Raw genomic sequence first — 11,746 nt, forward strand, 5'->3', positions numbered from 1 at the left:
TCATTTCGGATCGTGGCGCTCGAGACGCCGAGATGGTGCCGTTCAACGAGCGCTTTGGAACCAACGGGCTCACGCGAATGGACGTAGTCCTCCACGATGGCGCGCAGCACTTCGAGTTTGCGCGGTTCGCTCACGCTCCACCTCCAATCGACTGTCCCGCAGCCGGTGCCACCCCCCGCGTCCGGTCCGGGTACACCAGTGGTGCACGGACGGCCCGCCACAGGACAAGGGTTAGCACTCGACATGCCTAAGTGCTAACCAGTCTAATATGAGTCGCCGCGTTGTTAGCATTGGATTCGCTCCAGGCGTGGCCCGCGGGAACGCGATTCCCGTCACGCCGGCGCCGAGACCGTGGCAGATGCTGCCGTTGCCGCGCCGTCGCGGTCCGGTTCCGGCCCCCGGAGAGTTCCACCGACCGCCGTACATTCCGAGTGCAAAGTAAGCGTGAAGAGATGTCGTACCAGAACTGGGGACCCCAGGACCTGTCCGCCCCCGCCAAGACCCAGTTGCAGGAAGTCCCGGTGGAACGCGGGATGGTCCTCGAGGAGGTCCAGTCCGGCTGGGTGGGCGCCGTAACCCGGGTGGAGAAGTCCGGCGGCATGCACGTGGTGGCGCTGGAGGACCGGCGGGGCAAGTCGCGATCCTTCCGCCTCGGCTTCGGCTTCCTCTTGGACGGCCAGCCCATCCGCCTGATGCCGCCGGCCCCGAAAAAGACGGCACCGGCCGCCGGTGCCGGCCGCACGGCGTCGGGCTCGGTGCGGGTGGCCGGGCAGCGCGCACAGGTGGCCAAGGCCAGCCGCATCTGGGTGGAAGGAAAGCACGACGCCGAGCTGGTGGAGAAGGTCTGGGGCGATGACCTCCGGGTGGAGGGCATCGTCGTCGAGCCCCTGCACGGCATTGACGACCTCGCGGCCGCCGTGGCGGACTTCCGCCCGGGCCCTGGCCGGCGCCTCGGCGTGCTCGTAGACCACTTGGTGGCCGACTCCAAGGAGTCGCGGATCGCCGACGCCGTCATGGCCTCACCGGGCGCCGCAGGCAACGTCCTGATTGTGGGGCACCCCTACGTGGACGTGTGGCAGGCCATCCGGCCCTCGGTCCTGGGGATCGAGCAGTGGCCCGTGATCCCCCGCGGCACGGACTGGAAGACCGGGATCCTCATGGCTTTCGGGTGGCCCCACTCCACGAAGGAGGACATCGGCCTCGGCTGGCAGAAACTCCTGGGGGCTGTCCGCAGCTACGCTGATCTGGAGGCGTCGCTGCTTGGCCGCGTGGAAGAGGTCATTGACTTCCTCACCGTGCCCTAGTCCGCCGCGGCGGCCGCCCCTGATCTCCATTTCCTTGCCCGAGCAAGTATTCTTGAAACGGCGGCCGCGCTTCCAGCGCGGTCCCGGCTATTTCAGGCACAACCCAGGCAGCAACGCATCACCGCAATCCGAAGGGCTACACCGTGGCAGATAACGCACGCGAACACACGGGCAATCAGGCTGGCCATGGCCAGCCCCCGTACCATGGCGTTCCGGCAAACGCGCTGCCGCTGACGGCCAGCGAGGACCGCCAGTGGGCCACGCTCGCGCACTTCGGCGGCATCCTGGGCTGCGTGCCGTCGCTGCTGATCTACCTCATCTTCAAGGACCGCGGCCCGTTCACGGCACAGGAATCCAAGGAAGCCCTCAATTTCACGCTGCCGCCGACCCTGGCCGCGGTACTGGCCAATCTGCTGGTCTTCATCCCGGTGGTGGGCAACCTCTTCGCCGTGCTCGCCACGGTGATCTGGATCGCCGTGACGTGCTTCTCGGTGGCCGCAGGCATCCACGTCAACCGCGGCCAGCCGCACCGCTACGAGTTCAACCTGCGCTGGATCAAATAGCCGGCCCGGACCCAAGCAAGAGAGCCGGCCGCCGCCCGTCAGGGCAACGGCCGGCTCTCTTTTGTGCGGCAGGGTGTTGTGGCCGCTGATGCGGGCAGCCAAGTCGTGGAAGTTTTGCCGGCAGACTAGTCCGGCAGGATCCTGCGGACGACGGCGTCGGCCAGCAGCCGGCCCTTAAGAGTGAGAATGAGCCTGCCTTTGAAAGCCGCCGCGGGATCCACGAGGCCGTCCGCGATCAGCCCCGCCACAGCGTGCCTGCCGGTGTCCCCCAGGCCGCCGAGGCTTGGGATGTCGAGCCCGGAATTGAGCCGGGCCTCGAGCATGACCCGTTCCACGTTGCGGGTTTCAGAGTCCAGCGTTTCGCGTCCGGCGGCGGGTGAGGCGCCGGCGCCGAGGCGGTTGGCGTAGGCGGTGGGGTGCTTGACGTTCCACCAGCGGACACCGCCCACGTGCGAGTGTGCCCCGGGCCCGATGCCCCACCAGTCGTCCCCCCGCCAGTAGGCGAGGTTGTGCCGGCAGGCCTGTTCGGGGGTGCGGGACCAGTTGCTGACCTCGTACCAGTTGAGCCCGGCGGCGGAAATCAGTTCGTCGGCGAGTTCGTATTTGGCAGCGTGGTCGTCGTCGTCGATTTCCGGCACTTCGCCACGGCGGATCTGCGCGGCAAGCTTGGTGCCGTCTTCAACGATCAGGGCATAGGCGCTGATGTGGTCGGGGGCGTAGGACAGTGCGGTCTCGAGCGAGTAGCGCCAGTCCTCCAAGGATTCCCCCGGCGTCCCGTAAATGAGGTCGAGGCTGACCGAGAGCCCGGCATTACGCGCCCACTGCACCGCCTCGGGCACCCGGCTGGGCGTGTGGGTGCGGTCCAGGACCTTCAGGACGTGCGGCACGGCCGACTGCATGCCGAACGAAACGCGGGTGAACCCGGCGTCGGCCAGCAGCTGCAGGGATGCGGGCGTGACGGAATCGGGGTTCGCCTCGGTGGTCACCTCGGCGCCGGGCTGCAGTCCCCAGGCGTCGATCGCGGCGCTGAGTATGCGCGCCAGGTCCTCCGCCGGCAGCAGGGTGGGGGTGCCGCCGCCGAAGAAGACCGTGCTGAGGGGGCGGCCGGGCAGGCCGCTGCCCTTCAGGGCCGCGGCGGCGAACTCCACTTCCGCGATCGCGGTGGCGGCGTAGGCGTCCTGGGAGGCCCCGCCGCCCAGCTCCGTGGCGGTGTAGGTGTTGAAATCGCAGTACCCGCAGCGGACCGCGCAGAACGGGATGTGCACGTACAGCCCGAATGCTCGCTGATCGGCGCCCTCGCCCGCCTGGGCGGGCAGCAGCCCGTCCGCCGGCGCCGGGTCGCCGAGGGGAAGAACGCTAGGCACGGGCCCGGCCTGCCGATACTGCAGCAACAATCATTACCTGCACCGTTACTTCTTGGCCTTGTCCTTGGACTCGTCCGTTGTCAGCGCGGCGATGAAAGCCTCCTGCGGCACCTCGACGCGGCCCACCATCTTCATGCGCTTCTTGCCTTCCTTCTGCTTTTCCAGCAGCTTGCGCTTTCGGGTGATGTCACCGCCGTAGCACTTGGCAAGGACGTCCTTGCGGATGGCGCGGATGCTTTCGCGGGCGATGATCCTGGAGCCGATGGCGGCCTGGATGGGCACCTCGAACTGCTGGCGCGGGATGAGTTCGCGCAGCTTGCCGGTCATCATCACGCCGTAGGCGTAGGCCTTGTCGCGGTGGGTGATGGCGGAGAACGCATCAACCTGTTCGCCCTGGAGCATGATGTCCACCTTGACCAGGTCGGCCACCTGCTCGCCGTCGGCCTTCCAGTCCAGTGACCCGTAGCCGCGGGTCTTGGATTTGAGGATGTCGAAGAAATCGAAGACGATTTCGGCCAGCGGCAGGCGGTAGCGGATTTCCACCCGGTCCTCGGAGAGGTAGTCCATGCCGCCCATGACGCCGCGCCGGCTCTGGCACAGCTCCATGATGGCGCCGACAAACTCGTTCGGCGCAAGGATGGTGGCGGACACCATCGGCTCACGGACCTCAGCGATCTTGCCGGTGGGGTATTCGCTGGGGTTGGTGACGTGGACGACCTTCTTGTCCTCCAGCGTGACCTCGTATTCCACGTTGGGCGCGGTGGAAATGAGGTCCAGGTTGTATTCGCGTTCGAGCCGCTCGCGGGTGATTTCCAGGTGCAGCAGGCCCAGGAATCCCACCCGGAAGCCGAAGCCCAGCGCGGCGGACGTTTCGGGCTCGTACACCAGTGCGGCGTCGTTGAGCATCAGCTTCTCCAGCGCATCGCGGAGCACCGGATAGTCCGTGCCATCGAGCGGATACAGGCCGGAGAAGACCATCGGCTTGGCGTCCGCGTAGCCGGGGAGGGACTCGGTGGCGGGCTTGGCCAGGTTGGTGACGGTGTCGCCCACCTTGGACAGGCGGACGTCCTTCACACCGGTGATGAGGTAGCCGACCTCGCCGACGCCAAGGCCCTTGGAGGGGGTGGGTTCCGGGGAGCTCACACCAATCTCAAGGAGCTCGTGCGTGGCACGGGTGGACATCATCTGGATGCGTTCACGCGGGTGCAGCATGCCGTCGACGACGCGGACGTAGGTGACCACACCGCGGTAGGTGTCATAGACCGAGTCGAAGATCATGGCCCGGGCGGGGGCGTTCGGGTCGCCCACCGGTGCCGGCAGGTCGCGGACGATCTTGTCCAGCAGGACCTCGACGCCCATGCCGGTCTTGCCGGASACSCGSAGCACGTCSTCGGGGTCGCCGCCGATCAGGTTGGCGAGYTCSGCCGCGTAYTTYTCGGGCTGGGCKGCCGGGAGGTCGATCTTGTTCAGGACCGGGATGATGGTGAGGTTGTTTTCCATCGCCAGGTAGAGGTTGGCGAGAGTCTGGGCCTCGATGCCCTGGGCCGCGTCCACCAGCAGGATCGCGCCTTCGCAGGCCGCGAGCGAGCGGGAGACCTCGTACGTGAAGTCGACGTGCCCGGGGGTGTCGATCATGTTCAGCGCGTAGCTGGTGCCGTCGAGTTCCCAGGGCATGCGGACGGCCTGGGATTTGATGGTGATGCCGCGTTCGCGCTCAATGTCCATGCGGTCCAGGTACTGGGCCTTCATGTCACGGGACTGGACAACACCGGTGAACTGGAGCATCCGGTCGGCCAGCGTGGATTTGCCGTGGTCAATGTGCGCAATGATGCAGAAGTTCCGGATGATGGCCGGATCTGTTGCGGCGGGCACCGGGGCGGTGCGGGCCATGGGAGACACGCAGGGTCCTTACTGTTGGCATTACGGTTGGCTTTTCCACGGCTCGGTGCGGATGCTCGTATGCCATCCTGCGACGTGGCGCATTTCTGTCCCTATAGTCTCCCACGTCCGGGCCAGTGGCAGTGCATCCCTGCGTTGCGTTGCGGACTCTCCTGGGTCCGGTGGACTCTCGGCGGGATTCCGCCCGCGGATCTGGCCTCGGTTCGGCTGGGGTTGGCCCGCGGATCTGGCTGTGTGCTGCGCCGCGACTGGGTCCGCCCCTGCCTGGCCCCCAGCCGACTGCGGCCACCCTCTGCCCCACCTCTCCCCCGCTCATTCCCTGCCCCTTTCTCTGCAGGGGTTGCCGGTATGGTTTCCCCATGGCTTGGAACTTACGATCGATCAGCGGCGCGGTCCGCGATGCCCTGCGCTTCCTGGATAAACTTGGCGGCTCCGCACCGGGAACCACCCGCGGGCCGGCGGCAAAACCCGCCCGAAAGCCTGCGGCGAAGCGGCGGCCGGGCCAGGCGCGTCCCGGCACCCCGGCCCGCTCCACAGGCGGCGCCCCGGCCGCCGGACTGACCGGAACATATCCCGGCGACTTCCGGGGGCGGGCCGCCGTCCGCTACGCCCCCGCACCCAACGGTCTGCCCGAGCCCGGCGAAATCGTCTGGACCTGGGTGCCCTACGAAGAGGACTACTCCCAGGGCAAGGACCGCCCGGTGCTGCTGGTGGGCACCAGCGGCCGGTATTTGTTGGGCCTGATGCTGACGAGCAAGGACCACGACGGCGACTCCCGCCGGTCGGATGACTACGTGGACATCGGCACGGGACCCTGGGACCGCCAGTGGCGGCCCAGCGAAGCGAAGCTGGACCGGGTTCTGCAGATCAACGCGAAGGACATCCGGCGCGAAGGAGCGATCCTGGACGCAGGCCGCTTCAACCACATCGCGGCCGCGCTGCGGCAGCGGCACGGCTGGAGCTGACCCGGCGGACACCGTGCGCGGCGGCGGATCTCCACCCGCACTCGTGCCTGTACGTTGATCTCTGCTATTATTTACAGCTGTGTGTCCGTGCAGGTCGACGGCCACAGATGGTTGGTCGCCATAGGTATCCCCACGCCGCTCAGTCAATGGCCAATCTGAAAGCCCTCTAGACCATTTTCCGCATTGAAAAAGAGAGTTCACACGTGGCWAATATCAAGTCCCAGAAGAAGCGCATCCTGACCAACGAAAAGGCTCGCCTGCGCAACAACGCAGTCAAGTCTGAGCTGAAGACGGCCATCCGCGCCGTCAACACCGCCGTTGAGTCCACCGACAAGGATGCTGCGGCTGTTGCACTGCTTTCTGCCAGCCGCAAGCTGGACAAGGCCGTCAGCAAGGGTGTTCTCCACAAGAACAACGCTGCAAACCGCAAGTCGGCCATCTCCAAGAAGGTCAACGCGCTCTAAGGTTTCCAGTTCACTTGAACTGATGATTGTGGCCGGCACCCCCTGGGGTGCCGGCCACATCCAGTTAAACCGGTTCCGCAAGGGGCCGACTCCGCACCCGTTCTCGTACTACTCCGGTACCCCGCCGGCTGCCCGCTGCCGGGTCCGCGCCAGCAGGGCCGACACGCCGCACCTGGTCCGGCCGGACTCGCAGGGCCAACACGCCGGGCCCCGGTCCGGCCGGACTCGCAGGGYCGACACGCCGGGCCCCTGGGTTCGAACGCGGGTGTCAGGAACTCCTGGCCGAGGTGGCAATCACCGTTACCGCATGTTCCACGGCATAGACAGGATCCCGGGAGAGGCCCTTGACCTGGGCGTCGGCCTCGGCGGTGACCTGGATCGAGCGGACCAGCCCCTCGGGCGTCCAGCGCCGGACTTCCCGCTGGGCCTGTTCGACGAGCCAGGGCTGCATACCCAGTTGCTTGGCGATCTGCGAGGACGACCCCTGCGCGCCGGCCACCTTGGCTAGGGAACGCAACTTCGACGCCAGGGCAGCCACGATCGGCACCGGGTCCGCGCCGGTGGCCAGGGCGTGGCGAAGTGTGGAGAGGGCCAGCGGGCCGTTGCCGGCCATCGCGGCGTCGGCGACCTTGAAACCTGTTGCCTCGACCCGGCCGCCGTAGTACTTGTCCACCATGGCCGCGTCCACGCCGGTGGTGGCGTCAGCGATCAGCTGGCTGCAGGCGGCGGCGAGTTCCGCGAGCTGCGCGCCAACCGCATTGACCAGGGCGTGCACGGCGTCGGGGTCGATACGCCGGGAGGCCGCCCGGAACTCGGCCGTGACGAAGGCGATCTTCTCGGCGTCTTTCTTGAGCGGCTGGCAGTCGACAACGGGCCAGCCCGCGGCCTTGATGGCGTCCAGCAGCTTCTTGCCGCGGACTCCCCCGCCGTGGCGGAGCACCAGGAAGGCCTCCGGTTCGGGCTGGACCACATACTTCAGGGCATCGGCGAGGAAGGCATCGTTCATCGCCTCGAGCCCGTCGACCTCGATGAGCTTTTGTTCGCCGAACAGCGAAGGGCTGACGTTCATGGCCAGGGACCCGGCCGTGTAGCTGCCGGCATTGAGCCGCGTAATTTCGACGTCGGGCGCCACCGCGCGGACCTGCGCGCGGATACGGTCCATGGCCCGGGCACCTATGTAGTCTTCCGGACCGCCCACCAGGACGACGGCAGCAGGTGTCACATCACGCCAGGTGGCGGTGTTCGACGCCGAGGTCCTGGGCCGTTGGGTCTGGGCAGCAGCCACTCTCGATTCCTCCCGGAAGTTGGTTTGCGGACTCTAAGCGTCCCACGCCCGGACCGGTGCTCCAAGCCGCGGCTGACGGCCCGCAGGACGGCTGACCGTGCCGCCGCATGCGAGCGTCCGTCGAGGACGGCGACCACCCGTACGTGTGCCGCGAGGACGCCACGGGCGGCCGCGGCAGGGTGCAGGGCGAGCCACGCCGCCGCCAGCACAGCCGCGGAAAACATTCCCATGGTGGCTGCACCGAAGACTCCTTCCGGCCACGGCAGGGCGGCGCCCGGGAGTGCCGCGAAGAACCGGGCGACCCCCGCCACCGCGCCTGCGAAGGCAGCAGCGGCGGCCATGAGGAGGCCCGCTGCGGCCGGGAGAGCGGGCAGGAGCACCACGGCGGCAGTGCCGAGGAGTGTAACTGGCGCCACGAGCGCTGCGGCGGCCACATTCGCGGGCAGGGTGTAGGCGCCGAACTGCGGCTGCAACAACACGATCGCCGGGGCGCAGAAGAGCTGGGCGGACAGGGGTACGGCGACGCCGGCTGCCGCCCAGCGCGGCACCGAAGGCGGCAGCCAGTCCATGATGCGGCGTCCGGCGACTACGATTCCCAGCGTGGCCAGGACCGAGAGCAGGAATCCGAAGCTGGCAGCCAGGACCGGCTGCGCCAGCAGTAGGCCGATGACGGCAACACAGAGCAGGCTGAGTCCGCGCCCCGCCCGGCCAAGAGCTACGGACGCGAGGCCGATGCTGCCCATGAGTGCGGCCCGCAGCACACTCGGATCCGGTCCCACCATGACGACGAACAGCGCCAGCCCCGCGAGGCTGGCCGCGGCGGCGGCCGCGCGCGGAAGGCGGAGCGTGCGGGCGGCGAGCAGCAGCGTCCCGAGGATCAGGCTGCAGTTGGCCCCGCTGACGGCGGTCAGATGCGTCATCCCGACGGTCTTCATGGCGGCTTCCAACTCGGGGTCCAGGGCGCTGGTGTCGCCGGTGACCATGCCGGGCAGCAGCCCGCCGGCGTCGCCCCCGAACCTTGCCGCCGCGGCGGTGAAGGCGCGGCGAAGCTCCCCGGGACCCTGCTGCCAGGGCCCGGGTCCCCGCAGCAGGGTTGGCGCAGACGTCGCTGCCAGGAGTCCGGCCTCCGGCTCCCCTGGCGCGGCGGGACGGAGTTTGCCTGTGGCGCGCAGGAGCTGGCCCGGAACGGCGTCTCCCCAGGTGGCCCCGCCCATGACCACGATCCGTGCGTCCCCGGCGACCCTGTGGCCGCCGAAGGTCATCGCCGTCAGGATCACGGGAACTGCCCAGCGGTCCGGCAGGCCACCGGCACCGGGAATCCTGAGCGGCCGTGGGGCGCCTGCAATTTCCAGTTCCGCGACGACGGCCGCGCGGGCGGCCACAGCTTCTGCGATGGCGCCGTCGTGCCGCCGGGAGGCCTCGACGGCGGCGTGTGAGCCTGCCGCGGAGGACAACAGCAGCGCCGCTGCCACTGTGGCGCGAATGCTGCGCGGAACCGCCTGCCCGGCGCTGCGGCCGCGCCCGCGGCCACCCCGCCCAATCCTGGCGCCCCGCTCCCTCGCCGGGCGGAGCCCAGAACGGCCGAGGATGACGCGACCGGCCAGGAAGAGCATGCCTCCGGCCGCCGCCAGCGCCGTGCAGAGACCGGCCAGCCCTGCAGGGGACAGCCAGTTTCCGGCAACGGCGGTCCCCCAGACAAGAAGTGCCGGGAGCACCAGACGAAGGTCCGTCCGTCGTGTCCGTTCGATCGGGCGCCGACGCGCGGCGGTGTCTCGCGCGGGTTTGCCGGATCTGCGGATCCGGCCGGAGGCCACCGGATCCTCGTGCTCCGCATGCGCCGGGGAATCGACGGCCGCATCGACGTAGCGCTGCCAGCGGCTCTGCGGGACCGCTACGGAACCCAGCGGGCCGGTCCGGTCCACGCCACGCCGTGCAGTGCCAGGCTGTGCAGTGCCGGGCTTTTCCATCTCAGGATTTGCCACGTCAGATACCCACCAACGGGAGCAGGGCCTCAAGCAACTTCGGACCGATCCCGTCGACGGCGTCGAGCTCCTGCACTGTCTTGAACCGCCCGTGCTGCTGGCGCCAATCCACGATCCGCTGCGCCAGCACCGGCCCGACGCGCGGGAGGGTCCCGAGTTCCTCGAGGCCGGCGGTGTTGAGGTTGACCTTCCCGCCTCCGCCGACTGGCCCCGTGCCGCCCGGACCGGAACCGGGCGCAGGTGGGCCGTCCGTGGGCGTATCGGCCTGACCGGGTTCGCCGCGGATGGGCACCAGGACCTTCTGCCCATCCTCCAGCACGGCGGCCAGGTTGAGCCGGTCCGGATCCCCGAGGACCGTGGRTCCGCCCGCCGCTGCAATCGCCTCGTGCAGCCGGCTTCCCGCCGGCAGTTGAACCACCCCCGGGCTGGCCACGGCACCGGCAACATGGACCTCGATCCTTTCGGGCGCCGCGGTGGCCTCATCTCCCGGCGGCGCGGTTGACCCGTCATCCGCCGGATCGGGTGCTTCCTCGGCGGCGGGGGCGGAGTCGCTGAGAGCCACCACCTGCGCGCCGCCGGTTCCGGCCTGCCACCAGAAGCAGCCACCCAGCACCACGGCAAGGACGCCCAGCAGGGCAGCGGCCTTAACCCCTGTCCTGGCCCGAAATCGCATAGCCAGCGTCGGCCTTCTTCCCCGGCGGTACCCGCGGGTTTCATCCGCATGGTGTGAAGGGTCGCCACCGACGCATCGTCCAGCAGCGAGGACGCCATCAGCCCGGACCGGGACAGGGCTGTCAGGCGCCGGAACTTGCAACTCCAGCAGCCCCGCTGAGTCGCCCGGTTCCCGGCCCGGAGCCGGGGATTCGCCCGGCTCCGCAGTATCTTCCGCACCCCGGGCAGCCCAGCGCGTCGCTGCCAGGCGATCACGGGCAACCCTGACGCCTGTGGCGGATTCAGTTCCCGGGTTGCGGCGTGGCATGGAACGACTCTAGGCAGCCCTCACCCCCGCTGATACCGGGGACCGGGCGTATGTGGATATACCTGAGTAATACGCGTAGATCCGCGGCATCAGGCAAGTATTCCCTACGCTGGTGCCCGCCCGGACCCGGTGGTAACGTCTGCATCCAATCGAGAAGACTTTGCCGGCTGGGGGCAACCCTGATCGCCTGGAGGTAAATTTCAGGCGACGAAAGCTGGTGTGCAATGAAGTGGTTGTTTGGGCCCGCGGCGGTGCTGGCGCTTGGCGGCACCATGCTGCCAGCCCCACCGGTCGTGGCAGACACAACGCAAGCCACCTCAACCCAGGTGGTCAATTTTTCTCTGGAAAGCAGTTTCTGCCCCCAGTACGGTCTGTACGGCATAGCGCATGTTTCGGTCGACGGCACGGCCGGAATGACTGCCGACCAGAATTTCATCTGGACCACCCAAACAGCCGCCACCTCGATCCATGCAGTTCCGCCGCAGGGCGCCGTCGCCAATGTCACGATTGTCTACCACTGCAACGTACAGGTGCTCTGGTGGCTGGAGCCCGGAAGTGCCCGCCGGGTGCAGGCCGCCCTGTGGGTCTACGGCTCAGGCCAGCAGCCCAGCTACACTATCGGGCCGAATCAGCCAGCCCCCGGGCCAACCCCGCCGCCAACGACTCCGCCTCCCGCAGCCCCGCCGGCCTCCCTAACGCCAACGACTCCACCAACGTCAGTGTCGGTACCCGCGCCCACGACGCCAACCGTGATACCGACCACCGAGCCAACGTCCGCGCCAGTCACCGTGCCGACGGTCCCGGAAACGCCCGCCCCGCCAACGTCCGAGCCGGCCGCCGTGCCGACGGTCCCGGAAACGCCCGCCGCGCCATCGTCCGAGCCGGCCGCCGTGCCGACGGTCCCGGAAACGCCCGCCGCGCCATCGTCCGAGCCGGCCGCC

10 protein-coding genes and 1 pseudogene are annotated in these 11,746 nt (G+C 68.6%); 5 read left to right on the top strand and 6 right to left on the bottom strand.

What is annotated here, in order from left to right; translation table 11 throughout:
- A pseudogene (locus AC1DHX_RS19010) lies at positions 1-134 on the bottom strand (heat-inducible transcriptional repressor HrcA); the annotation flags it as partial.
- Between the two features lie 318 nt (positions 135-452).
- Between AC1DHX_RS19010 and AC1DHX_RS19015 the strand changes: the two are divergent.
- Complete coding sequence (locus AC1DHX_RS19015) at positions 453-1,304, top strand: DUF3097 domain-containing protein (protein WP_476858441.1); 852 nt, start codon at positions 453-455, stop codon at positions 1,302-1,304.
- A 143-nt stretch (positions 1,305-1,447) separates the two neighbouring features.
- Positions 1,448-1,867, top strand: a complete 420-nt coding sequence (locus tag AC1DHX_RS19020; RefSeq protein ID WP_026537291.1) for a DUF4870 domain-containing protein — start codon at positions 1,448-1,450, stop codon at positions 1,865-1,867.
- Positions 1,868-1,992: 125 nt separating this feature from the next.
- Here AC1DHX_RS19020 and hemW read toward each other — a convergent pair whose 3' ends face one another.
- Positions 1,993-3,231 carry a radical SAM family heme chaperone HemW gene (gene hemW, locus AC1DHX_RS19025; RefSeq protein WP_476858440.1) on the bottom strand — a complete coding sequence of 413 codons (1,239 nt, stop codon included), beginning with the start codon at positions 3,229-3,231 and terminating at the stop codon, positions 1,993-1,995.
- A 45-nt stretch (positions 3,232-3,276) separates the two neighbouring features.
- Positions 3,277-5,130, bottom strand: a complete 1,854-nt coding sequence (gene lepA / locus AC1DHX_RS19030; protein ID WP_476900353.1) for a translation elongation factor 4 — start codon at positions 5,128-5,130, stop codon at positions 3,277-3,279.
- A 359-nt stretch (positions 5,131-5,489) separates the two neighbouring features.
- On the opposite strand from lepA, the gene AC1DHX_RS19035 reads away from it, so the two are divergent.
- On the top strand, positions 5,490-6,095 hold the full coding sequence (locus AC1DHX_RS19035) for a type II toxin-antitoxin system PemK/MazF family toxin (RefSeq protein ID WP_028276696.1): 606 nt from the start codon (positions 5,490-5,492) through the stop codon (positions 6,093-6,095).
- A 203-nt stretch (positions 6,096-6,298) separates the two neighbouring features.
- A complete protein-coding gene (rpsT, locus tag AC1DHX_RS19040; RefSeq protein ID WP_018773112.1) occupies positions 6,299-6,559 on the top strand; it encodes a 30S ribosomal protein S20 in 261 nt (86 codons plus the stop codon).
- A 268-nt stretch (positions 6,560-6,827) separates the two neighbouring features.
- Here the strand turns inward: rpsT and holA are convergent, their stop codons facing one another.
- The 3 genes from holA to AC1DHX_RS19055 are packed head-to-tail and all read right to left on the bottom strand — an operon-like array spanning position 6,828 to position 10,499.
- On the bottom strand, positions 6,828-7,844 hold the full coding sequence (gene holA, locus AC1DHX_RS19045; protein WP_028276695.1) for a DNA polymerase III subunit delta: 1,017 nt from the start codon (positions 7,842-7,844) through the stop codon (positions 6,828-6,830).
- Positions 7,778-9,826, bottom strand: coding sequence for a ComEC/Rec2 family competence protein (locus AC1DHX_RS19050; RefSeq protein ID WP_476858439.1), 2,049 nt, complete (start codon positions 9,824-9,826; stop codon positions 7,778-7,780). Before AC1DHX_RS19050 ends, holA begins: the two co-directional genes overlap by 67 nt.
- A 1-nt stretch (position 9,827) precedes the next feature.
- Positions 9,828-10,499, bottom strand: coding sequence for a ComEA family DNA-binding protein (locus AC1DHX_RS19055; RefSeq protein ID WP_476900354.1), 672 nt, complete (start codon positions 10,497-10,499; stop codon positions 9,828-9,830).
- Between the two features lie 886 nt (positions 10,500-11,385).
- Here AC1DHX_RS19055 and AC1DHX_RS19060 point away from each other — a divergent pair.
- Positions 11,386-11,746: hypothetical protein (locus AC1DHX_RS19060; protein WP_476900355.1), on the top strand; the 361-nt coding region annotated here is incomplete at its 3' end.

The sequence above is a fragment of the Arthrobacter sp. 05N33_2 genome, assembly GCF_056397425.1.

Coding starts and splice junctions, on each gene's coding strand:
- AC1DHX_RS19035 (WP_028276696.1), top strand. CDS start 5,490: ATGGCTTGGAACTTACGATCGATCAGCGGCGCGGTCCGCGATGCCCTG.
- AC1DHX_RS19015 (WP_476858441.1), top strand. CDS start 453: ATGTCGTACCAGAACTGGGGACCCCAGGACCTGTCCGCCCCCGCCAAG.